Source organism: Paraburkholderia aromaticivorans (assembly GCF_012689525.1).
In the GTDB taxonomy this organism is placed as follows: Bacteria; Pseudomonadota; Gammaproteobacteria; order Burkholderiales; family Burkholderiaceae; genus Paraburkholderia; species Paraburkholderia aromaticivorans_A.
On sequence record NZ_CP051514.1, the window covers coordinates 23,778 to 47,566 of the forward strand.

The following is a 23,789-nucleotide window of genomic DNA, read 5'->3' on the forward strand; positions in this document are numbered from 1 at the left end:
AAGGGCCCGGTGACGAAGAATAAAAACCATCTATCGACGTTTGGAGGCAGACATGAACCAATACTTCGCTTCGAATTCCGATGCGAACCTGCTCAGAAAGCGGGCGTACCGGAAAATCTGGTGGCGCATCATCCCGTTGCTCTTCGTGTGTTACGGGATTGCTTTTATCGACCGTATCAACCTGGGGTTCACCAAGCTGCAGATGAGCGATGCCTTGGGCATCAATCCCACGTGGTATGGCATCGCGGCGGGGGCATTCTTTATTACCTATTCGTTGTGCGAGATGCCGAGCAATATCCTTCTCGCCAAATGGGGCGCACGTCGCACTTTTGTCCGCATCATGTTTCTGTGGGGTCTGGCTACTGCCGCCACGGCGTTTGTTCTGACCGTGGGACACCTCATCACCCTGCGCTTGCTCCTCGGCGCATTTGAGGCTGGCTTCTTGCCGGGCATCGTCCTCTACCTGACGTTCTGGTTTCCGGCCAGCATGCGGGCCCGGGTGACGGCTGTCATTTTCGTAGCGAACGCCGCTGCGGGTTCTATTGCCGCACCATTGAGCGGGTGGATTCTGACGTCGCTGAACGGCGCCCTCGGCCTGGCTGGATGGAAATGGGTGTTCATCGTGCAAGGATTGCCAGCATGCGTGCTCGGCATCGTCTGCTTCCTCACGTTGCGCGACCGGCCGGAAGACGCTGAATGGTTGACTGCCGAAGAAAAGGCAGCGGTCAAGGCGGACCTCGCTTCTGAAGTCGTGGTCTCGCCCGACCACTCCTTCGGCGTCTTTCGCCAGGTATTGGGTAACCCGGTGAACTACCTCGTCGCCTTCCTGTTCTTCACTGCAATCTGCAGCAACTATCTGCTGTTCTTCTGGCTGCCAACGATTGTCAAGGAAAGTGGTGTTGCATCGCTCGTGAACGTCGGATTGCTGACTGCCATTCCGCTCGCCATGGGATTCATTGGTGCAATTGTTCTGAGCTGGAGTTCGGACTGGTTGAAGGAACGTCGCTGGCACCTCGCGCTGTGCTTCTGCCTCATTGCACTTGGCCTGATTGCCAGCACTACGACCCATTCACTGCCGTTGATGCTCATCTCGTTCGCGGTCGCGAGCTTCGCGACCGGCGCCAGTGGGCCGCTCATCTGGGCCATCCCGCCCGCGTATCTCGGTAAGAAGGCCGCACCAATTGGCATCGCTTTCATTAGCACCCTCGGGAACATTGCCGGCTTTGCGAGCCCGCCGCTGCTTGGTTACATCAAGACCACGACGGGCAGCCTGACCAATGGCGTGTTGTTGATTGCTGCTCTCTCCGCGGTTGGCGCAATTTGTATTGCCTTCGCGTTTCCGGAGCGCGTTCTGCGAGTTGCCCAAAAGGACGCCATTGAAGCAGCCTGAGTGAACACGGGTCGACGACATTCGACTACGTCGGGCCGAATCAAATTGCACTGGAAACGGATGCGGCGTCCGAAATGGTCTCCTCGTCCCGGCGCCCGACGAGCGGGTGCGCGGCCCGCGGCCAGTGCCCATGGATGCTGTTTGTTGATTATTAAAAGCCTAGGAAGCAATTATGGGAACCAACACTGAATTCGATACCGACGTGGTCATTGTCGGCTCCGGCCCGATGGGCGCCACCACAGCACTCGCGCTGGCCACGTACGGGGTTCGCGCGCATATCGTCTCGCGGTTCAACTGGCTGGCCGACACGCCACGCGCGCACATCACCAATCAGCGAACGATGGAGGTCTATCGCGACCTGCAGATTGAAGAAGAAGTGCTTCGGCACGCTACGGCGTGGGACCAGATGGGCGATAGCCTCTTCGCTACAAGTCTGGCTGGCGAGGAGCTGATTCGTCTGCGTTCGTGGGGGACTGGCGATGCGCGCCACGGCGACTACGTTCAAGGCAGCCCATGCGATGTCGTCGACATCATCCAGCCAGAGATGGAGCCAATCCTGTTCAAAAATGCGGCTCAGCGTGGTGCTACGTTTTCGGCCAATACCGAATATCTGTCGCACGAGCAGGACGAAAACGGTGTGACGGTGCAGCTTCAAGACCGCATCACCGGGCGTGAATATTCGATGCGCGCCAAGTACCTCGTGGGTGCCGACGGTGCGCGCTCGAAAGTTGTCGAGGAGCTTGGCCTGCAAATCGAAGGTGAGATGGCACGAGCAGGAACTGCCTACGTCATCTTTAACGCGGACCTGACGCGCTACGTGAAGCATCGCCCCAGCATACTTCACTGGATTGTCAGCCCGGATGCTGCATTCGGCGAGATTGGCCTCGGATTGCTTCGCGCCGTCAAACCTTGGACCCAGTGGATTGCGGGTTGGGGCTTCGATATATCGAAGGGTGAACCCGACCTCAGCGAGGAGACGGTTCTTAGCAAAATCCGGATTCTGGCAGGCGTGCCGGACCTCGAGGTAGAGCTAGTGCGTAGGTCAGTCTGGTACGTCAACCAGGCTTACGCAACCTCTTACTCGAAAGGACGCGTGTTCGCAGGCGGAGATGCGACTCACCGTCACCCACCTTCCAGCGGATTGGGGTTGAACACTTGCGTCCAGGATGGTTTCAATCTCGCCTGGAAGCTCGCATATGTATTGAAGGGCTACGCGGGTGGCCAACTGCTTGAGACGTATTCACCCGAGCGGGCGCCGGTCGGCAAGCAGATTGTTTTGCGCGCGAACCAGTCGCGTCTCGACTATGCACCCATCAAGGCGGTATTCAGCGTTGAGGGTGCAGAAAATCCAGTGGCGGCCGGCATCGCGCGATTCAAGGACCCCGGGCCCGAAGGCGCCAAGGCACGTCAGGCCGCTCAGGAGGCTCTTGAACTCAAGAATCGCGAATTCAACGCACAAGGCGTTGAGATGAATCAGCGATACAGCTCTTCAGCGGTCATCCCGGACGGGCAGGTAGGCGAGGAAGAATGGAAGCGCGACCAGGAGCTCTATCTGCAGGCGACCAGCCGACCGGGCGCGAAGATTCCGCACGCGTGGCTTATTGATAAAGACGGGCATCGCGTATCCACCCTCGACGTTGCTGGTAAGGGCAAATTTACGCTTGTGACTGGTCTGTCTGGCGGGGCTTGGGTAAAGGCGGCTGACGAGCTCGATTTGCCTTTCTTGCGAACGGTTGTCACCGGCGCGAATGACGCGCAGGACCCTTACTGCGACTGGCAGCGTATTCGCGAAATTCCTGAAGCCGGTGCGCTTCTGGTTCGTCCAGACGGTTACATCGCGTGGCGCCAGAGCGAGAACGTATTCGACGCCGCGATGGCGAAAGAGCTTCTTAAGTCCACGCTTTCGGCTGTTCTGGGCGGCGCATGAAGTCGCTGGCTGGCCACACGGTCTGAACAGAGCACTTCGACCGATTTCAATAATTTTGTAGACGCAAGGATTTCATCATGAGCACGAACACCCAACTGACGGAAGCGGGAACCAGCAAGCTTGTGCGAATCAAGGAAGGCGACCTCGACCTTCAAATTCACTACAACGACATGGGTAAAGGCGGCGAGACTGTGGTGATGTTGCACGGCTCCGGGCCCGGAGCGAGCGGTTGGGCTAACTTCAATCGCAATCTGGAGCCGTTGGTCGAGCAAGGCTATCGGGTCATCCTGATGGACTGCCCGGGCTGGAGCAAGAGTGACCCCATTGTATGTACGGGTTCCCGTTCGGAGCTGAACGCACGCGCTCTCAAGGGGCTTCTCGATGCGATAGACGTGCAGGGTCCCGTACACATTATCGGCAACTCAATGGGTGGTCACAGTGCGGTCGCCTTCGCACTGGTCAATCCGTCACGCGTCGGCAAGCTCATCCTGATGGGCGGCGGCACGGGCGGTCCCAGCCAGTTCGTCCCGATGCCCACCGAAGGCATCAAACTCTTGCAAGGCCTCTATCGTGAGCCGACGATTGAGAACCTCAAGAAGATGATGTACGTGTTCGTCTACGACACGAGCAACCTGACCGAAGACCTCTTCCAGGCCCGCCTGAACAACATGCTCGCACAGAAGGAACATCTCGAAAATTTCACCAAGAGCCACGCGGCGAATCCGAAGCAGTTCCCCGATGTCGGGCACCGTCTCTCTGAGGTCAAAGCGCCGACCCTCATCATCTGGGGCCGTGACGACCGCTTCGTTCCGATGGATGTAGGCCTGCGCCTGCTGTGGGGCATGCCGAACGCTGAATTCCACATCTTCAATCGTTGTGGGCATTGGGCACAGTGGGAGCACGCTGACAAGTTCAACCGGATGGTCCTCGACTTTCTCACGCACTGATTGAGCGGTCGCGCTTAAGTTGCGGTTTTGAGGTTCATCGAGATCGTCCGACGCGTTTCGGATGGACAAGCCACCCCTGTCACATGCGCGAAGCCGTTCCAGGTCCATGAAAAAAGTCAGCTATGTATTCCCAGTACTGGTGGCTGCGGCCATCCTGGCGGCATGCACGAGCGGTCGACCTGTCAGTTCAGCGCCCCAACGCATCGGGTTCGTAGCCGGTGCAGGTGGATTCCAGAAGATGGCCGTAACGAATCAGGCGTTCTTTGACGCGCTGGCCGAATCTGGCTACTCCAACGGCAAGACGCTTGACGTGATATTTCGCACGGCAGATGGTGACATGGCCCGGATGCCGTCGCTTGTGAACGAGGTCTTGAGCGAGCGAGTGGACATTCTCGTTGTATCTTCGTCACCCGGATGCGCTGCGGCGAAGGCGGCGACGACGACCGTACCTGTCCTCTGCATTTCAGTGCAGGATGACCCCGTCAAAGCTGGACTCACCCAGAGTTTGACTTCTCCTTCGGGAGATATTGTTGGGGTTCACAGTTATCTCGCCGACGGATTTCGCAACAACTCGACTGGCTGGGTCGATTCGTCCCGCATCTGACGACACTGGCTGTACTTTACAACCCGCAGAATGCAACCCATGTCAGGTTGCTCTCCGAATGGACCGAGCTCGCAGGCAAGCGCTCAGTGCGAATCGTGCTCATGCCTGTCGTCAAAGCTGGGGACATCGACGTGGCAGTCAAGAATGCCATTCGTCAAAATGCACAGATAGCGATTGGCCTGCTGGGCGCCGACACCTACGCACCCAGAAAAAATATTGCAGAGAGCGCCAGTGCAAACCACTTCCCCATCGCAATGGACACCCCTGGCGGATATACCCAGATGGGCGGCGTAGCAACCGTTGGAGTCGACATCGTACCGCTCTACCGGAAGGGCACATTGGACCTGATGGTACCAATGCTTCGGGGAAAGCGCCCTTCAGACCTCGCATGGATTGGTCCAGACAAGGTAACGGTGAAAGTGAATCGAACAGTGGCACAGACCTTCGGACTGACCGTCCCAGTTGATGCAGCAGTCGAATGAAGTCATAGCTCTTCGCTCGCTAATCCTGCGGTCCCTGAATTGCGCGGCCGAGGTTATTCGAACATCGATTTGAGATTTCTTGCCCTGCTGCATTGGGATGGGAAGAATCGGACATCATGTTCGGGAGCTCAACATGAAAATCGTTGTCATTGGTGCAGGAGCAGTTGGCTCCTACTTCGGCCGCTCTGGCACTCGCCGGCCACGACGTCACATTCGGCGTACGCGATACCTCACGCAGTGCGATTGAATCCGCTGGAATCTGGCTGAGCGGGCCGCGAGGCAACTTTCAAGTGAGAAGTGTCAACCACACGGAGAGGCCTGAGCATGTCACTGACGCCGATATTGTTATGGCTACGCTGAAGAAGCCAGCGTTTTCGCCAACAGCTTGTCGCTGAATTTCGGAATGCGAGATCAGCGACCCGACTGGTTCGATTTTCTGGCCCTGAAGGGCCTTGCAAGCGGGTCTCTCGACCCACTTTGGCTACTCATGGACGCAGCTGTGCCATCAGCCGCGTGCGGCTCATGTAGATGTTGGCCAGCGCGAGTGTGGTAAAGGCGCGCGTGGCGTTCTTCGCGAGGCCGCGATAGCGCACCTTGCCGAACCCCCACAGCCGCTTGACCACCGCAAAGACGTGTTCGACCCGGGCACGAATCTTCGACTTGCTGCGGTTTTTCGAGCGCCTGGCTTCATCGACTTCACCACTGCGATTGCGCACACGCTGGTTGGTGAAGTCCTTGGCTTTCGGCGCCTTGCTGGCGATGAGTTCCTTCTGGCTCGCATAGGCGCTGTCACCGTACACACGCTGCTCGCCGCCATGCAGCAGCGCCGGCAGCGGATGCTTGTCGTGCACGTTCGCCGCTGTCACTACCGCGCTGTGTGCCAGACCCGTCTGGCTATCCACACCGATGTGCAACTTCATGCCGAAGTACCACTGCTGGCCCTTCCTCGTCTGATGCATTTCGGGATCTCGCGCCTTGTCCGCATTCTTTGTGGAACTCGGCGCACCGATGATGGTGGCATCCACGATGGTGCCGCTGCCTACCTTCAGTCCGCGCCCTTGCAGTACCTCGCCGACCTTGGCGAACAATTGCTCGCCGAGCTTGTTGCGCTCCAGCAGCCGCCGGAACTTCAAGAGCGTCGTACCATCAGGAACGCGCTCGCGCCCCAGGTCAATGCCGACGAATCGCCGCAATGCGGTGCTATCCAGCAGCGCTTCCTCGCAGGCTTCATCGGCCAGGTTGAACCAGTGCTGCAGAAAGTGCATGCGCAGCATGCGCTCCAGACCCACTGGCGGGCGACCGCCCTGACCCTTCGGATAGTACGGCTCGACAACCTCGCACAACTGCGCCCACGGCACGATCTGCTCCATCGTCTCAAGGAACACATCGCGTTTGGTTGGCCGACGGTACTGTTCAAATCCGGCGCCTTGATCGGCCGCCATCGCAAGGGTCTGTTGTTTCATGCACATCTAACGATTGAGCGACCAATGCCGTTGACCTTTTTCAGCGTAGCCTTATATCGACAGTGAAGCTGTACGACGTCGAATCGCGCACGAAACAGTGGGGACCTGCCATCGAGACCGCCGGCGCTGTCATCTGTCTACAGAACGGTGTCGATGGTGTGCGCCGCATGCGTGCGGGGGCGCAACAGGCTCGGGTCTACGGCGGACTCGCGTTTGTCTCAGGCCAGGCTGACGGCCCCGGTTCTGTTCGTTACTTTTCGGACATGTCGTCGTTGACGTTCGGCGGCTCGGACGGCGCAGACAATGATTCCCTCCACTCATTTGCGTCCTGTCTTGAGGAAGCGGCAAACCCTTTGGAGGTGAAACTCCAGTTCGTAGCGGACATCGCTCTCGCGCAGTGGACGAAGTTTCTTGCACTGGCCACTAATGCGGCACTTACATGCCTTGTGTGTCGCGGCGCTGGCGTCATTTACCACGACCCGGAGCTACTTGCGCTCGCTCAGAAATCAATTGACGAGATTTTCGCTGTCGGACAAGCGGAAGGCATCGCGCTGCTGGACGGCGACAAAACGAAAGCGCTCGCCACGCTTCAAGGGCTTCCTCCTGCTATGGTCGCCTTGATGCATCTCGACCTTGCCGCAGGACGCACATTGGAGCTGGACGGCCTCAGCGGTTTGGTTTCAAGGTTGGGACGTCGTGCTTTGTAATCTGGCCGACGCCTTGACAGATGTCCTCCAGTACCTGTTGGAAAATTTAGCTCAGCAGCCCAACAAATAAATTGTCAAATGGGCTTGACGGCGCGGCGGTGGATCCTCATAATTCGCCTCCCGTTTGATGACGGACGCGAAGAAAGCAGAGCTTCCAAGCGAGAGTTCTTTAAAAATTAACAGCCGATAAGTGTGGGCGCTTGATGCGCGACGCGAGGTGGATCTTTCGGGGTCTGCCGAACAAGCGAAAGTATCAAGTCTCACACAGTAATGAAAGGAAGGTTTGACTGTCGCAAGATGGTTGGATCATTCGTCAGTACGTTGAGTGAGCGACCGGTCTCGGAAGAGACCGAAAAACAGTAACAGGTTTGAACTGAAGAGTTTGATCCTGGCTCAGATTGAACGCTGGCGGCATGCCTTACACATGCAAGTCGAACGGCAGCACGGGGGCAACCCTGGTGGCGAGTGGCGAACGGGTGAGTAATACATCGGAACGTGTCCTGTAGTGGGGGATAGCCCGGCGAAAGCCGGATTAATACCGCATACGATCTGCGGATGAAAGCGGGGGCTCCTTCGGGACCTCGCGCTGCAGGGGCGGCCGATGGCAGATTAGCTAGTTGGTGGGGTAAAGGCCTACCAAGGCGACGATCTGTAGCTGGTCTGAGAGGACGACCAGCCACACTGGGACTGAGACACGGCCCAGACTCCTACGGGAGGCAGCAGTGGGGAATTTTGGACAATGGGGGAAACCCTGATCCAGCAATGCCGCGTGTGTGAAGAAGGCCTTCGGGTTGTAAAGCACTTTTGTCCGGAAAGAAAACCTCCTGGTTAATACCTGGGGGGGATGACGGTACCGGAAGAATAAGCACCGGCTAACTACGTGCCAGCAGCCGCGGTAATACGTAGGGTGCAAGCGTTAATCGGAATTACTGGGCGTAAAGCGTGCGCAGGCGGTTCGCTAAGACAGATGTGAAATCCCCGGGCTTAACCTGGGAACTGCATTTGTGACTGGCGGGCTAGAGTATGGCAGAGGGGGGTAGAATTCCACGTGTAGCAGTGAAATGCGTAGAGATGTGGAGGAATACCGATGGCGAAGGCAGCCCCCTGGGCCAATACTGACGCTCATGCACGAAAGCGTGGGGAGCAAACAGGATTAGATACCCTGGTAGTCCACGCCCTAAACGATGTCAACTAGTTGTCGGGTCTTCATTGACTTGGTAACGTAGCTAACGCGTGAAGTTGACCGCCTGGGGAGTACGGTCGCAAGATTAAAACTCAAAGGAATTGACGGGGACCCGCACAAGCGGTGGATGATGTGGATTAATTCGATGCAACGCGAAAAACCTTACCTACCCTTGACATGTATGGAAGTCTGCTGAGAGGTGGATGTGCCCGAAAGGGAGCCATAACACAGGTGCTGCATGGCTGTCGTCAGCTCGTGTCGTGAGATGTTGGGTTAAGTCCCGCAACGAGCGCAACCCTTGTCCCTAGTTGCTACGCAAGAGCACTCTAGGGAGACTGCCGGTGACAAACCGGAGGAAGGTGGGGATGACGTCAAGTCCTCATGGCCCTTATGGGTAGGGCTTCACACGTCATACAATGGTCGGAACAGAGGGTCGCCAACCCGCGAGGGGGAGCCAATCCCAGAAAACCGATCGTAGTCCGGATCGCACTCTGCAACTCGAGTGCGTGAAGCTGGAATCGCTAGTAATCGCGGATCAGCATGCCGCGGTGAATACGTTCCCGGGTCTTGTACACACCGCCCGTCACACCATGGGAGTGGGTTTTACCAGAAGTGGCTAGTCTAACCGCAAGGAGGACGGTCACCACGGTAGGATTCATGACTGGGGTGAAGTCGTAACAAGGTAGCCGTATCGGAAGGTGCGGCTGGATCACCTCCTTTCTCGAGCTAGACGTGTCGAACGTTGAGCGCTCACGCTTATCGGCTGTGAAAATGGACAGACTCAGGGGTCTGTAGCTCAGTTGGTTAGAGCACCGTCTTGATAAGGCGGGGGTCGATGGTTCGAATCCATCCAGACCCACCACTGTTTCTGCGGTGGCTGCGCTAATTGATCAACCCCTGGGGTATCCGTACAGATAGCGATATCTGTGTATGACTGGGGGATTAGCTCAGCTGGGAGAGCACCTGCTTTGCAAGCAGGGGGTCGTCGGTTCGATCCCGTCATCCTCCACCAATCCTCAATGCGTAGCGTTGCTGTGAGAAGCAGAGCGTTGTGCATTGGCGATTGAGCCAGTCAGAGTGATACGCGGTTATAGCAACCGCGATATCGGCTGTCGTTCTTTAACAATCAGGAAGAAGTAGTAAAGAGATTCACGAAAGGACATCTAGAGATGGGTGTGTGAGTAGGTGAATCAGGGTTGTGATTGTATCAATGTATGAAAAGAGAGATCGAAAGATCGCTTTTGGAATACGGCGCAACACGAATACTCAACCTGTAGCGACTGTTGAACTGCTGCTGTGGCAACACAGGGGTGGCGAGACACACTCGTTATAGGGTCAAGCGAACAAGTGCATGTGGTGGATGCCTTGGCGATCACAGGCGATGAAGGACGCGGTAGCCTGCGAAAAGCGGTGGGGAGCTGGCAAACGAGCTTTGATCCACCGATATCCGAATGGGGAAACCCACTCCGTATGGAGTATCCGTAGCTGAATACATAGGCTACGTGAAGCGAACGCGGTGAACTGAAACATCTAAGTAACCGCAGGAAAAGAAATCAACCGAGATTCCCAGAGTAGTGGCGAGCGAAATGGGACCAGCCTGTACTCTTTATCTTCATTGTTAGTCGAACGCTCTGGAAAGTGCGGCCATAGCAGGTGATAGCCCTGTAGACGAAAACAGCGAGGAAGAACTAGGTGTACGGAAAGTAGGGCGGGACACGTGAAATCCTGTCTGAAGATGGGGGGACCATCCTCCAAGGCTAAATACTCGTGATCGACCGATAGTGAACCAGTACCGTGAGGGAAAGGCGAAAAGAACCCCGGGAGGGGAGTGAAATAGATCCTGAAACCGCATGCATACAAACAGTCGGAGCCTTTGAAAGAGGGTGACGGCGTACCTTTTGTATAATGGGTCAGCGACTTACATTCAGTGGCAAGCTTAACCGATTAGGGCAGGCGTAGCGAAAGCGAGTCCGAACAGGGCGATTCAGTCGCTGGGTGTAGACCCGAAACCAGGTGATCTATCCATGGCCAGGATGAAGGTGCGGTAACACGTACTGGAGGTCCGAACCCACTAACGTTGAAAAGTTAGGGGATGAGCTGTGGATAGGGGTGAAAGGCTAAACAAACCTGGAAATAGCTGGTTCTCTCCGAAAACTATTTAGGTAGTGCCTCGTGTATCACCTTCGGGGGTAGAGCACTGTCATGGTTGTGGGGTCCATTGCGGATTACTACGCCATAGCAAACTCCGAATACCGAAGAGTGCAATCACGGGAGACAGACATCGGGTGCTAACGTCCGGTGTCAAGAGGGAAACAACCCAGACCGCCAGCTAAGGTCCCCAAATATTGCTAAGTGGGAAACGAAGTGGGAAGGCTAAAACAGTCAGGAGGTTGGCTTAGAAGCAGCCATCCTTTAAAGAAAGCGTAATAGCTCACTGATCGAGTCGTCCTGCGCGGAAGATGTAACGGGGCTAAGCAATATACCGAAGCTGCGGATGCACATTTATGTGCATGGTAGGAGAGCGTTCCGTAAGCCTGCGAAGGTGCATTGAAAAGTGCGCTGGAGGTATCGGAAGTGCGAATGCTGACATGAGTAGCGATAAAGGGGGTGAAAGGCCCCCTCGCCGTAAGCCCAAGGTTTCCTACGCAACGTTCATCGGCGTAGGGTGAGTCGGCCCCTAAGGCGAGGCAGAAATGCGTAGCTGATGGGAAGCAGGTTAATATTCCTGCACCATTGTTAAATGCGATGGGGGGACGGATCGCGGAAGGTTGTCCGGGTGTTGGAAGTCCCGGTTTCTGTGTTGGAGAAGGCACTCAGGCAAATCCGGGTGCGCAATTCAAGGGCATGGGACGAGCCGCTTAGGCGGTGAAGCAACTGGAAGTGGTTCCAAGAAAAGCCTCTAAGCTTCAGTTTAACAAGACCGTACCGCAAACCGACACAGGTGGGCGAGATGAGTATTCTAAGGCGCTTGAGAGAACTCGGGAGAAGGAACTCGGCAAATTGGTACCGTAACTTCGGGATAAGGTACGCCCCTGTAGCTTGACTGGCCTGCGCCAGAAGGGTGAAGGGGTTGCAATAAACTGGTGGCTGCGACTGTTTAATAAAAACACAGCACTCTGCAAACACGAAAGTGGACGTATAGGGTGTGACGCCTGCCCGGTGCCGGAAGATTAAATGATGGGGTGCAAGCTCTTGATTGAAGTCCCGGTAAACGGCGGCCGTAACTATAACGGTCCTAAGGTAGCGAAATTCCTTGTCGGGTAAGTTCCGACCTGCACGAATGGCGTAACGATGGCCACACTGTCTCCTCCCGAGACTCAGCGAAGTTGAAGTGTTTGTGATGATGCAATCTCCCCGCGGCTAGACGGAAAGACCCCATGAACCTTTACTGTAGCTTTGCATTGGACTTTGAACCGGTCTGTGTAGGATAGGTGGGAGGCTTTGAAGCGTGGACGCCAGTCTGCGTGGAGCCGCCCTTGAAATACCACCCTGGTTTGTTTGAGGTTCTAACCTTGGTCCGTAATCCGGATCGGGGACAGTGCATGGTAGGCAGTTTGACTGGGGCGGTCTCCTCCCAAAGTGTAACGGAGGAGTACGAAGGTACGCTAGGTACGGTCGGAAATCGTGCTGATAGTGCAATGGCATAAGCGTGCTTAACTGCGAGACCGACAAGTCGAGCAGGTGCGAAAGCAGGTCATAGTGATCCGGTGGTTCTGTATGGAAGGGCCATCGCTCAACGGATAAAAGGTACTCTGGGGATAACAGGCTGATACCGCCCAAGAGTTCATATCGACGGCGGTGTTTGGCACCTCGATGTCGGCTCATCTCATCCTGGGGCTGTAGCCGGTCCCAAGGGTATGGCTGTTCGCCATTTAAAGAGGTACGTGAGCTGGGTTTAAAACGTCGTGAGACAGTTTGGTCCCTATCTGCCGTGGGCGCTGGATATTTGAAGGGGGCTGCTCCTAGTACGAGAGGACCGGAGTGGACGAACCTCTGGTGTACCGGTTGTCACGCCAGTGGCATCGCCGGGTAGCTATGTTCGGAAGAGATAACCGCTGAAAGCATCTAAGCGGGAAACTCGCCTTAAGATGAGATATCCCCGGGGCTTCGAGCCCCTTGAAGGGTCGTTCAAGACCAGGACGTTGATAGGTCAGGTGTGGAAGCGCAGTAATGCGTTAAGCTAACTGATACTAATTGCCCGTAAGGCTTGATCCTATAACCGGTGTGTCTTGCGCACGGTTGAGTGATCGTTTGTTGTGCCTCGAACAACACAGCCCAACGCTTTAGCTCTGGTGAGCATCACCAGAAACTACTTCTTCCAGATTGGCGGTACTGCCCCACCGGCAGTACGGCAACAAGTCATGCCTGATGATCATAGCGAGTCGGTCCCACCCCTTCCCATCCCGAACAGGACCGTGAAACGACTCCACGCCGATGATAGTGCGGATTACCCGTGTGAAAGTAGGTAATCGTCAGGCTCCCTAGCAGCAACAGAAACCCCACCCCGCAAAGGTGGGGTTTCTGCATATGCGCACAAAATATTCGTAGTCCTAAAAAGTAAGCAGCTCGACTGGGCCAGATCACCTGCTCCCCAGGCGCCGACACACCGAGCAGCACGACGCCATGGCAGTATCGATCGCGTTCGTTGATGAGCTCATCAACGACTTGCCGCTACTACGGTACTGTTGGCAACCCTTGAATGGCCTCGTACCGCGTGCAAAGTCGGCCATCATCAGTGCATCGCTGACCGGGAGCTCGCCTTCGGGTACTCCCTGCCGATGACGTGCAGCCACCATTTGCCGCGGCCGCTGGTAGAAGTCGGACGCCCTGGCGTTCGCTCCTTCCAGGACACGCAGCGCGGTGCATGAGCCGGACCAACCGACGGCTGCTCTCCTTGTGCTGCCCATCGCGCTCGTCAACCACCGATGGACGTAGCAAATCCCGCTTTGGTGTCTTCGGCAGTTCCAGTATCCGTGAAAGATCGGGGCACCTGGTGTTCCTGAAAAAGCTCACCGTAGCGAGGACGGTCAATCGCCAATACGCAACTAACCGTCTATGCAAGCTCAACAAACGTCAACCCAGAAACCGCCTCCAGGGGACCTAGTTATATGATATGGTCTGGCACTAAATTTCCGCTGGCGACTGTGGTTCAGGGGCGCCCGGGAACTGAATTGTTCTTCCGTCGGCGATTGCGCAGCAGCTGACTTCTAGTAGATTGATTATTGGGCGGCACAGTACCAATACAGAAGACCGCGAACGATTATGTTGAGGCAGGTATGGACGTTCCTGATCGCGCAGCCGCCGTCTCGCCGGATAAACGCGCCGTGGTTTTCACGTTGTCGGTCCGCGGCCGCGAGGTCGAAGGCGCCGTTGCGCGTGACGCACTCGAACAGCATTTCTGGCTGACCAGGACTACGAATAAAATTACGCTGATGTTGGTCTCCCTGTGTTTTTGACATCTCGGGCACAAGGCGTGTGTCGACGACAGAACGGCCCCTGTACCGCGAGTTGCGCACCAAGCAGCTCTCGCCGAGAGTCGACGCACGCAATTTCGTGTCCGGACCGGCAGCAGGTCTGCAGATCGGGTGACCATGAAGCTTGACGTTCGAAACTCGGAAGAAACGCAAGCTGAGAATGAGGCCCGTTTTTTTCAAACGGACGAATCCTTCGCGAGGCGGGTCGACGACCGGCCGTCTGCGATGAGCAAACCCGTTGGTCGCCATGAAGTCTGCAAAGCTGGGCTTGACTTTGTAACGTGTTGAGCTGTGGCAAACAATTAGTTGCTTTTTTGCTTGTGCGATCTGCCCGAACGGTGAGCTTTTGCGGGATCGAAAAAGTGCGGCATACGCGACGGGAGTGGCGCCATCAAAGTTTCTTCTCAAAAAACCAATAGAGTTTTCTGACGCGTCCCTGTCGCGCGCACACGGTCACATTGAGGCTAAACTCACATTTTGGTCGCGCCCGCGAACAACCTTCCCTCTGGATCCAACCCGAACGCTTATAGTCCCAGCGCGCGAGCCGCCGTCTCGAAAGATGTCCGACTATCGATGCCGCAGAAAGATCAGATGCCCATCGCGCTAACGCGCGCCGGTTGATCTGGATCTCTTCCACATTGCTGTGCAAAGATGACCTCTCGCTCCCATCTTGGTCATGCGTGCTGTGGAGGGTACAGGGACGACTTCAGTGCTGTGGAATCTTGTCGAGCGTGACCTCCTGCCACGGGCCCGGCTCTGGATACCGGGTCCTATCCCGGAGCGGTCGCGATACAAAAAAGAGTTAGATCGGGAATAAAGGAAATTCTGCGGTGGTATTGCAAGAGCGTGCCGAGTCCTCGCAAGAACCTTTGATGCTTTCGAAGCGGCACCGGAATCCCGGCGCAAACTGCGGTATTCGATTAGCGTCGGGCATGTCATGCACCTTGCTGGAGAATACGATGAAATCTCTGACTTTGGTCCCTATTGCCGCATTGACGTTGTGCACGACGCTCGCCTATGCGGGAGACACCACCGACACATCCAGGACGGCCTCCGACAGCAACGCAGCTATGACGTCGGACGCAGTCGGCGGTACCCCGGTGGGCAGTAGCGGCAGCGGTGGCCTCCGTGGCAAGACTCGCGCGGAAGTGGTTCAGGAATTGCAGCGCGCCCAGAAGGACGGCACGCTGGATCGCCTGAACGCGCTCTACGGCGGGCAATGAGCAGATGCACCGGATGCGGCAGTGCGCGCCGCACAGCATTCCGGGAGACAACGTCAACAATCGGAGCGCGATGCCACAGCCCGGGAGAATGGCAGGACTGGGGTTCGTCGCGCAGTGGAACGGTTACGCGAAGAAACCTCCGTTGTATGGGAAGCCCATCGTAACGGAAAGTTTTCTGATGCGGGCGGCGGTGCTGGTTTGTCCCCAGTCCTCCCCTGCAACGAAAGGCTGGGAGCTAACTCACGTTATGCTGCCGCCTTTCGGGGCGCATCCGGAGCAACTGTGTCGAACGATTGACTGGCGAATACTCAGGAGCATGCGCATGCATGCGACGATGGCGATCTTCTTTTGTTTATCACCGACGACGAGACGCGGTCGGCAACGGTTTGAAGAACTTGTCGCGTTCTGGACTTGGTTGAATGGTTTCGCCTGGATCGGCGAGGATGCGTGCGTCGACGCGATCGTCTGTCGGACGAGACCTGCCGAATCGTCGCCACGCGCATGGCGGTACATGGGCAGGAGCGCTTGCCCGTGGCGGCGGATTCGCCATCGCGCCAGCTCGTGCGCATCGTCTCGCGCAGCGACCAGGTCAAGCGGTCGCTGGCGTTCCTCGATGAAGAGCATCGCCGCGAACGCATGCGCCGCGTGCCGCTTTCGTGCACACGCACGGAAGATGCTGCGCCGCCGACGCGCGGTGCGGGCCGAAACTCGAGGTAGCGCCTTGTTTCGCTACGCTGTTTCAGCACCTGCGCGAGGTCCTCGCCGCGCACTGGCGAAACCCAACGTCGTCGGTGAACGCCTCGACAGCGCAAACAAGCGTTACTGCCAAACTCGATGCCGCAGCGGATCGCGCGCTGAGGACGAGCAACGATGAAAGGTCCGGCGTGGCCCGCTTCGACGACCTACCGGGGTGACCTGAAGGCCGGCGGGAGCCCCCCGCGGTCAGTCTGGAAGGGAAGGGCTTGCAGGCGCGTCTGCGCTGCATTTTATTTGACTGGTCCAAACGGACTGGCGAACGAATTTGTTGATGGTGCAGCGACAAAGCCCGAGTCGTTGGATTTTTCCGGCACAACTGCAATCTCAGAGATCCATGTGAACGGCGGTCCTTGATGCGCATCACCTGAATTGCTGAGGAGGGTCCGTTGCCCGGTCTGCGGGTCGATTCGGAAGAGCAGGGTTGGATCGGCGGCTCTGCTCGCGGGGTTACCGGCGCCGACAATTATTCTTCCAGTCCTCGCCTCCAGGGCAACACCGGAGAGGCGCGACCCCAGCGGTCCTTGCGCGGCATTGTCGAAATCGCTGAGGACAACACGGTTCCCGGTGCTGGGATCAATTCGCAGAAGTAGATTTTTGGGGCCAGGCGCGATTTCCGACCCGTGCGAATCGACCAGGATCTGCCCAGAGGTCTCGATGGCAATGCCGGTTGAAGGTACCGAATCGGTGGCACCCTGTGCCGGGTTGGCGAAATCGCTAAGCAGCGATCGTTGGCCCGTAATTGGATCGATCCGGTATACGTCGCCTGCGTCCCGGTTGGGGCCGACGGGGACGAACCACGTGACGCTTGCGACGATCATCCCGGTTTTATCCAGCGACAGATCGGTAAAGTACGCGACACAACAATTGAACACGTCGCCCTGAGCGGGGTTCGTGAGATCGCTGATCACAACGCGGGTGCCCACCAGTGTATCTATGCGAACAATTGACCTCGGAGCGCCACCGAATTGCGGTTGCGCCCAATTTGTCATGAGACGTCCGGACGCATCGACTGCCGAGCCAAAGACGTCTCCACGAAAAGCGCCGGTAGTGAAGTCGCTCACGAGAGTTCGGTGGCCGGTGCGCGGATCAACCGCGTAAATGCCGGTGGTGGCAGCGGTGACGAATAACTTCCCCCGTCCCATGGCAACGCCGGCGAGAAACGATCTGTCCACAGGCCCTTGTGACTGATCCAGAAAGTCACTGATGACAGTGCGGGCGCCGGTTTGGGGATCTACAAGAAACAGCTTGCCTGCCTGGGCGTCGACAACCAGGATGTCGCCTCCATGGATAGTCGCTGCGTGGACGAGGTTGCCCGCCAGCAGAAGGGCGCAGAGCACCCCGAGCCAGCCGCAAAGGAAGCGCCGACAAGAAACGCGACTTGCTATTTTTCGACTTGAACCAGCAATGCAGTGGCCTGGGACCGTGGTCCACTTTGTCACGTTTGCCATCACTATTCTCCTTTTGAAGCGTGTCGCGCGTAAGCGTAGGAAGTCGAACAATGTAAGGCGCACCTCTAGCGTATGAAACTGGAGGTCAATTGCAAAGCTGTTCCGGCTCCTGCAATGTTGGTGCCATAGCGGAAGACGTCTTCGGGCGGCGGCCCACAGTCCCAAGGACGTTCGAACGTCGGCTCCGCCCAGACAACGGACCTTCGCGCGCGGATGATGTCGGTGGGGTCGTCGGCCAATCCGGTCATTCGCCCCCACAACTATTACGCGTGGCGGGAATGTCCGGTTTTCGAAGTGGTGCGATCTCACCGGCTCTTGGACTGCCGATCTTTGGAGTTGACCGGACGGGATTTGCAAGACCCATATGTGCACGACGCGCGAGGACATTCCCTCGCATTGCGGCAACCACGCCAGATGCCAGATGGTCACCAAAGGTGTGTTATTGAGACGCGATGAGATCCGGCAACGCCGCCTTCACTGGAATACGGACCTATTGCTTTGCAGTTGTACCGAGAATTTCTGCGGCCTCACGTTTTGTGTCCTCCGCTTCCTTCAGCCGCTGGGTGTTGCTGTAGAGCACGCCCAGGTCGTTGAGCGTCTTCGCCAGCTCAGGCCGATAGGCGGCCGGATTCTCGCTCGCCAGCGCCCGCAGAATCTCGACCGCCTCTCTAAACGCGTCCTCCGCCTCCTTGAACCGCTGGGTGTCGCTGTAGAGCACGGCAAGGTTATTGAGTGTCCTTGCAACGTCGGGTCGATAGGCAGCCGGGTTCTCGCGCGCCAATGCCCGACGGATTTCCAACGCCTCTCGATACGCGTCCTCCGCCTCCTTGGACCGCTGCGTGTCGCTGTAGACAACTCCCAGGTTGTTGAGTGTTCGTGCCACGTCGGGTTGGTATGTGATGGTCTAATTTCCTCGGACAGGTCGATAGGAGGACAATCCGGAATCGACGAGGAAAAACGATAGATGACAAGAAGGCGCCGACAATTTGACACCAGCTTCAAGCTGGAAGTGGTACGGATGGTTCGAGACCAGGGCTTATCGGTCGGCGAAGTCTGCCGGTCGATGGACCTTGTAGAGACAGCCGTACGGCGCTGGGTGGCGCAGTATGATGCGGAGCGCGCTGGCGGCCCTGGCGTGGGCAAGCCGCTGACGGCGGAACAGCAGCGCATCCGGCAGCTTGAAGCTGAGAACCGGCAATTGAGAGAGGACAACTCGCTGTTAAAAAAAGCATCGGCCTTCTTTGCCCGGGAACTGAAGTGAGTTACCGCGTGGTGACTCACTTGCAACAGGAGGCCGTATCGGTCAGTCATGCCTGCCGGCTTTTGCAGGTGAGCCGCTCTGGCTATTATGAGCACCGGCGTGCGAAGCCGAGCGTAAAGAGCCTGCAGCAACAGACCCACGTCAAGGCAGCATTCGCCGCCAGCGGCGCGAGCTATGGCAGCCGGCGTGTGATGTATGCGCTGCGGGAACAGGGGCTACGTATGGGTCGTTACCGGAAGTTTTCCAGCTAGTTGTCGCCTCGACGTTTTGAATTCAGGCTGCTTTTAATTCCTGGTTACGGGGTCGTCGAATGTTGACCGTCGGCTCAGCACGATCGGGATTCAGATGCACGACATGAACGCGCTGCCAGTCCCGCGTGGCACCTTTCCATCGTAGCGGATGACGTTCGCGCGCACCCTCGTAGAGCGCCTTGCGGCGCTCGAGGATGTCCTGATCAAGATTCGCATGGCGCTGGGCCGGCGTCACGAAACGGATCGCACTGTGGCGGTGTTCGTGGTTGTACCAGCGCACCAGTTCTGCAACCCAGGTGCGGGCGGCGAACAGGGTATCGAATGCCTCTAACGGATAAGCGGGCCGGTACTTCAGCGTTTTGAACAACGATTCCGAATAGGGGTTGTCGTTGCTCACGCCGGGGCGACTCAACGACGGCATCACGCCCAAGGCCTGCAAGGTGGCAAGCATCGTGGCGCCCTTCATTGGGCCGCCGTTGTCGGAGTGCAAAATTACCTGGTTGGGCTGTATCGCCTCACGCGCGCATAGATCCTTGAGCACCTCGCTGGCCTGGGCGCTACTCTCTTCGGCGTAGACCTGCCAGCCGACGATCTTGCGGCTGAACACGTCCATAAACAGATACAGATAAAAGTACTGCCCGCGGATCGTCGCCGGCAAGTACGTGATGTCCCAACTGTAAAGCTGATTCGGCGCGTCCGCGCGAACCGCTCGTGGTTTGCCGCATGATTTGACCGGCCGTTCACTGCGCCGATGGGCAAGCTGCTTCTCGGCTTTCAGCACCCGATAGAACGTCGACTCCGAGGCGATATAGCGTTGCTGGTCAGCCAGCCGAGGCACGATCTGGCTCGGCGGCAAATGACCAAACTCGGCCGAGTTCGCAACTGCCAGCAGCTCGGTGCGTTCCTCGGCGCTCAGCTTGTGAGATGGCTCATGGTGTCGTAACGAGCGCCCGTCCACCGCGTCAGGTTCGCCACCTTGCCAACGCTGAACCGTCCGTGCGCTCAGCCCCAGCATCTCACACGCGGGCGCCTGGCGAGCCCCCGCCAGGGTCGCCTCGCTGATCAGGCCGATCAATGTCTTGCGCTCTTCAAGGGCTGTCATTCGGCCTCGCCCTCGAACAGCGCACGATACTTTTTTTGCAGCACCAACAGCGCCGCCGCCTCCGCCAGCGCTTTCTCCTTGCGGTTCAATTCGCGCTGTAATTGGACATTGGCTTGCTTCAGATCCCGTACTTCCTGGCCGTTCTCACGCCGACCGCCGGTCCCGCCGACGGCGCAAAAATCCATGCGCCACTGCGTGAGATGATGAGCGAACAGCCCCCGCTCACGACACCACGCGTTCAGTGCTTCGTCGACCAGGCCGTGGCTCTCATGCAAAGCCAGCAGCCGTTCTTCCGGCGACCAGTCTTCTGGACGTTTTGCTAGTCCGGAGCCTGAGCTCCGACCCGCAGCGGCGCTACCTCTCATCCACTTCCTTAATGTCAGTAAATTCATGTTCAATTCGTCGGCCACCGATCCAACCGTGCGGCTCCCGCGCTGCAAAACTTTCGACAGCGCTTGCTCTTTGAACTCGACAGAATACGTTTGTTTCGCCTTCAACCTGCACCTCTGACTCTTCAATTTAAGAAAATTCAGAGGCGACAACTATTGTGACACCGGGGGTTACCGGGTGCGTACGCTGATGCGTGAAGCAGGTCTGCGTACGAGTTGGAAGCGCAAGTTCGTCTCGACGACCGACAGCAGGCATACGCTACCTGTGGCGGAGAATGTGCTCGACCGGCAGTTTGATGTTGCCGAGCCCAATCGCGCGTGGGTTTCAGACATCACCTACATCCGCACAGCGCAGGGCTGGCTGTATCTGGCGGTTGTGCTGGACCTGTACTCACGCAAGGTGGTCGGCTGGTCCATGGCGCCCACGATGCCCGCCGCACTGGTCATGTCGGCACTGACCATGGCACTACAGCAGCGCCGGCCAGCGCCCGGACTGCTGCTACATTCGGACAGGGGCAGCCAATACGCGAGCGATGAATACCAGGCCTTGCTCAGGCAGCATCACGTGGTTTGCAGCATGAGCCGCAAGGGAAATTGCTGGGACAACTCGGTGATGGAGCGGTTCTTCCTGAACCTGAAAATGGAGCGCGTATGGCAGCGTCAGTACGCCAACCACGATGAGGCACGGCGCGACATCAACCAGTACATCGTTGGCTTCTACAATGCCGTGCGCCTGCATTCAACTTTGGGCTATCTGTCGCCCGCTGCCTACGAGGCAAATCCGACAGTAAAAGAACCTATCTACCTGTCCGAAATAACTTGACCACTACAGTAGGCGGCCGGGTTCTCCCGTGCGAGCGCCCGCTGAATCTCCAGCGCCTCTCGAAGCGCGTCCTCCTCATCCTTGAACCGCTGGGTGTTGCCATAGAGCACGCCGAGGTTATTGAGTGTCGTTGCGACGCCGGGTTGATAAGCGGCCGGGTTCTTCTGCGCCAGGTCCCGCCGGAGCTTCAGCGCCTCGATAAAGGCGTCCTCCGCCTCCTTGAACCGCCGGGTCTTGTCGTAGAGGCCACCTAGGTTGTTCAGTGTTAGCGCGAGGTCCGGTTGGTAAGCCGCCGGGTTCTCCCGCGCCAGGCCGCGATAGATCTCAAGGGCCTCCCGTTCGGCGTTCTCCGCCTCCTTGAACCGTTGGGTATTGCCGTAGAGAAGGGCCAGGTTACCGAGAATCCTCGCCAGCAGGGGCCGATGGGCCGCCGGATTACCCTGCGCCAGCCCCCGCTGGAGCTTCAGCGCCTCGATATAGGCGTCCTCCGCCTCCTTGAACCGCTCGGTATTGCTATAGAGGCCGCCCAGATTGTTGAGCATGATCGCCAAATCAGGCCGATAGGCGTCTGGTTTTTCCCGTGACAGCGCCCGTTGAATCTCGACCGCCTCCCGTAACGCATCCTCCGCGCCCTTCAGCCGCTGGGTATTGCTGTACAGATAGGCCAGGTTGCTGAGCATCTTCGCTAGGTCAGGCTGGTAGGCGGCCGGATTCTTCCGCGCCAGCGCCCGTTGAATCTCGACCGCCTCTCGATACGCGTCCTCGGCCTCCTTGAACCGCTGGATGCTGCTGTAGAGCAGGCCCAGGTTGTTCAGTGTCCGCGCGAGGTCGGGTTGGTAAGCCGCCGGGTTCTCCCGCGCCCGTGCGCGATAGATCTCAAGGGCCTCCCGACCGACGTCCTCCGCCTCCTTGAACCGCTGGATGTTGCTGTAGAGAAGGCCCAGGTTGCTGAGCATCTTCGCCAGCCCAGGCTGATAGGCGGCCGGATTCTCCCGTGCCAGCACCCGCTGGATCTCGACCGCCTCCCGATCGACGTCCTCCGCCTCCTTGAACCGCTGGGTGTTGCTGTAGACAAAGCCCAGGTTGTTGAGCATGGTCGCCAAATCAGGCCGATAGGCGCCCGGCTTTTCCTGTGCCAGCGCCCGCTGGATCTCGACCGCCTCCCGATCGACATCCTCCGCCTCCTTGAACCGCTGGGTATTGCTGTAGAGAAGGCCCAGGTTGCTGAGCGTCATCGCCAGCCCAGGCTGATAGGCGGCCGGATTTTCCCGCCCCAGCGCCCGCTGAATCAGGACCGCCTCTCGATACGCGTCCTCCGCCTCCTTGAACCGCCGGATGTTGCTATAGAAAAGGCCCAGGTTGTTGAGCATGGTCGCCAAATCAGGCCGATAGGCGCCCGGCTCTTCAGGCGTCAGTGTGCGATAGATCTCGAGGGCCTCCCGGAAGGCGTCCTCCGCCTCCTTGAACCGCTGGATCCCCATGTAGAGAGCGCCCAGGTTATTGAGTGTCACCGCCACATCGCGCCGATAGGGCGTGGGTTTCACCTGCGCCAGCTCCCGATAGCGCAACAACAGCGCCTCGTAGACCACGATGGCTCGCTGGAACTCGTTCTGCTTTTGCAAGGTGCTGCCAAATAAAAATGCGATGTCCGTGTCTTCGGGTTGCAATGCATACGCCTTTTCCAGATACGGTAGTGCGTCCTGAGATCTAAAGCGCAGCAGTTCAATCTGACCCGCGCTGAAATAGCGCGCTGCAAATGCCTTCTCCGGCGCTTGCTGCTCTGCGAGCATCTCATTTAGCAGCCGCGACGCGCCGTCCAGATCGAAGCGCTCGATCGCGTCGCGCACTTGTTGGTCACGAGAATCCGAACCTTCGATAGCCTGCGACCTGTGTAACAATTCTTCGTAACGCGCCTTCCACTCCTTCGCTTCGGTCTCTGGATCGACGCCGGGCTGGTTCTTAGTCTGGTTGCCGATGCCTTCCATTACCTTTATGACATTTGCGAAACCGGCATCCATCTTTTGTTCCATCCCACCTAACTGCGCGTACACGGTGCCCATCATCACATTGGCGGCTTTGACGAGCGACACCATCTGCGCACTCGAGAGCTTGTTTTCGCGACGCAATCTGCCTAGCTCAGCAGCCATGCTATCGAAGCTTTGGGCCGGTAGCCCGCAGGTGACCTGGACCTGGAAATTGCCCTTGACCGCGATTTCGGCAAACGCTGGAGAACAAGGTCCGGCGGAACTCGCTGAGTCGGCGGCATGCAACATTCGCGGCACACTTGCGGCAATGGCAATGGCAATGGCAATGGCGATTGCCATGACCGGCAACGTTTTGCGCGGACTCATTTGCGTTG

The 23,789-nt window shown here is 57.7% G+C and carries 15 protein-coding genes, 2 tRNA genes, 3 rRNA genes and 3 pseudogenes; 18 read left to right on the forward strand and 5 right to left on the reverse strand.

Annotated features, from left to right (window positions below):
* The first annotated feature begins 52 nt into the window (after positions 1 to 52).
* The 6 genes from HF916_RS00120 (at position 53) to HF916_RS51795 (ending at position 5,745) form a co-directional block, all read left to right on the forward strand.
* A complete protein-coding gene (locus HF916_RS00120; protein WP_168787356.1) occupies positions 53 to 1,390 on the forward strand; it encodes an MFS transporter in 1,338 nt (445 codons plus the stop codon).
* A 172-nt stretch (positions 1,391 to 1,562) separates the two neighbouring features.
* Positions 1,563 to 3,317 carry an FAD-dependent monooxygenase gene (locus tag HF916_RS00125; protein WP_168787357.1) on the forward strand — a complete coding sequence of 585 codons (1,755 nt, stop codon included), beginning with the start codon at positions 1,563 to 1,565 and terminating at the stop codon, positions 3,315 to 3,317.
* A 77-nt stretch (positions 3,318 to 3,394) separates the two neighbouring features.
* The gene (locus tag HF916_RS00130; protein ID WP_168787358.1) at positions 3,395 to 4,264 is read left to right on the forward strand and encodes an alpha/beta fold hydrolase; all 870 of its coding nucleotides are present in this window, start codon (positions 3,395 to 3,397) and stop codon (positions 4,262 to 4,264) included.
* Positions 4,265 to 4,370: 106 nt separating this feature from the next.
* On the forward strand, positions 4,371 to 4,868 hold the full coding sequence (locus tag HF916_RS51345; protein WP_168787359.1) for an ABC transporter substrate binding protein: 498 nt from the start codon (positions 4,371 to 4,373) through the stop codon (positions 4,866 to 4,868).
* A 5-nt stretch (positions 4,869 to 4,873) separates the two neighbouring features.
* Positions 4,874 to 5,350: an ABC transporter substrate binding protein gene (locus tag HF916_RS51350; protein WP_277352278.1), complete on the forward strand. Its 477-nt coding sequence runs from the start codon at positions 4,874 to 4,876 to the stop codon at positions 5,348 to 5,350.
* A gap of 152 nt (positions 5,351 to 5,502) precedes the next feature.
* On the forward strand, positions 5,503 to 5,745 hold the full coding sequence (locus tag HF916_RS51795) for a 2-dehydropantoate 2-reductase N-terminal domain-containing protein (RefSeq protein ID WP_431311402.1): 243 nt from the start codon (positions 5,503 to 5,505) through the stop codon (positions 5,743 to 5,745).
* 90 nt (positions 5,746 to 5,835) lie between these two features.
* Here the strand turns inward: HF916_RS51795 and HF916_RS00150 are convergent, their stop codons facing one another.
* A complete protein-coding gene (locus HF916_RS00150; RefSeq protein ID WP_168787361.1) occupies positions 5,836 to 6,813 on the reverse strand; it encodes an IS5 family transposase in 978 nt (325 codons plus the stop codon).
* Positions 6,814 to 6,875: 62 nt separating this feature from the next.
* Here HF916_RS00150 and HF916_RS00155 point away from each other — a divergent pair, with 62 nt between their 5' ends.
* The 9 genes and pseudogenes from HF916_RS00155 to HF916_RS00200 form a co-directional block, all read left to right on the forward strand.
* The gene (locus HF916_RS00155; RefSeq protein ID WP_168787362.1) at positions 6,876 to 7,520 is read left to right on the forward strand and encodes a ketopantoate reductase family protein; all 645 of its coding nucleotides are present in this window, start codon (positions 6,876 to 6,878) and stop codon (positions 7,518 to 7,520) included.
* 370 nt (positions 7,521 to 7,890) lie between these two features.
* Positions 7,891 to 9,423: ribosomal RNA gene (locus HF916_RS00160) — 16S ribosomal RNA — on the forward strand.
* Between the two features lie 65 nt (positions 9,424 to 9,488).
* Positions 9,489 to 9,565: transfer RNA gene (locus HF916_RS00165), tRNA-Ile, on the forward strand.
* A 74-nt stretch (positions 9,566 to 9,639) separates the two neighbouring features.
* Positions 9,640 to 9,715 (forward strand) — tRNA-Ala (locus HF916_RS00170).
* 321 nt (positions 9,716 to 10,036) lie between these two features.
* A 23S ribosomal RNA gene (locus HF916_RS00175) occupies positions 10,037 to 12,918 on the forward strand.
* Positions 12,919 to 13,067: 149 nt separating this feature from the next.
* Positions 13,068 to 13,181 (forward strand): 5S ribosomal RNA (gene rrf / locus HF916_RS00180).
* Together the 16S, 23S and 5S rRNA genes with 2 tRNA genes alongside form the textbook arrangement of a ribosomal RNA operon.
* Positions 13,182 to 13,979: 798 nt before the next feature.
* Complete coding sequence (locus tag HF916_RS00190; protein WP_168787363.1) at positions 13,980 to 14,159, forward strand: DUF1488 family protein; 180 nt, start codon at positions 13,980 to 13,982, stop codon at positions 14,157 to 14,159.
* 977 nt (positions 14,160 to 15,136) lie between these two features.
* Entirely contained in the window at positions 15,137 to 15,400 is a 264-nt protein-coding gene (locus HF916_RS00195; RefSeq protein WP_168787364.1) for a DUF4148 domain-containing protein, read from the forward strand.
* A 465-nt stretch (positions 15,401 to 15,865) separates the two neighbouring features.
* Positions 15,866 to 16,100, forward strand: a pseudogene (locus HF916_RS00200) (chloride channel protein); the annotation flags it as partial.
* Between the two features lie 286 nt (positions 16,101 to 16,386).
* Here the strand turns inward: HF916_RS00200 and HF916_RS00205 are convergent.
* On the reverse strand, positions 16,387 to 17,604 hold the full coding sequence (locus tag HF916_RS00205) for a hypothetical protein (RefSeq protein WP_168787365.1): 1,218 nt from the start codon (positions 17,602 to 17,604) through the stop codon (positions 16,387 to 16,389).
* A 490-nt stretch (positions 17,605 to 18,094) separates the two neighbouring features.
* Positions 18,095 to 18,487, reverse strand: coding sequence for a tetratricopeptide repeat protein (locus HF916_RS00210; RefSeq protein WP_168787366.1), 393 nt, complete (start codon positions 18,485 to 18,487; stop codon positions 18,095 to 18,097).
* An 81-nt stretch (positions 18,488 to 18,568) separates the two neighbouring features.
* Between HF916_RS00210 and HF916_RS00215 the strand changes: the two genes are divergently transcribed.
* Entirely contained in the window at positions 18,569 to 18,865 is a 297-nt protein-coding gene (locus tag HF916_RS00215; protein WP_168787367.1) for a transposase, read from the forward strand.
* Entirely contained in the window at positions 18,862 to 19,116 is a 255-nt protein-coding gene (locus HF916_RS00220) for a hypothetical protein (RefSeq protein ID WP_206001744.1), read from the forward strand. The genes HF916_RS00215 and HF916_RS00220 overlap by 4 nt, the downstream gene beginning before the upstream one ends.
* Positions 19,117 to 19,138: 22 nt before the next feature.
* Here the strand turns inward: HF916_RS00220 and HF916_RS00225 are convergent.
* Positions 19,139 to 20,715 (reverse strand): annotated as a pseudogene (locus HF916_RS00225) (IS3 family transposase).
* Positions 20,716 to 20,767: 52 nt separating this feature from the next.
* Between HF916_RS00225 and HF916_RS00230 the strand changes: the two are divergent.
* A pseudogene (locus HF916_RS00230) lies at positions 20,768 to 21,430 on the forward strand (IS3 family transposase); the annotation flags it as partial.
* Here HF916_RS00230 and HF916_RS00235 read toward each other — a convergent pair.
* Positions 21,409 to 23,754 (reverse strand): tetratricopeptide repeat protein, encoded by a 2,346-nt coding sequence (locus HF916_RS00235; protein ID WP_206001745.1) that lies wholly within the window; start codon positions 23,752 to 23,754, stop codon positions 21,409 to 21,411. The pseudogene HF916_RS00230 and the gene HF916_RS00235 overlap by 22 nt on opposite strands.
* Positions 23,755 to 23,789 lie beyond the last annotated feature (35 nt).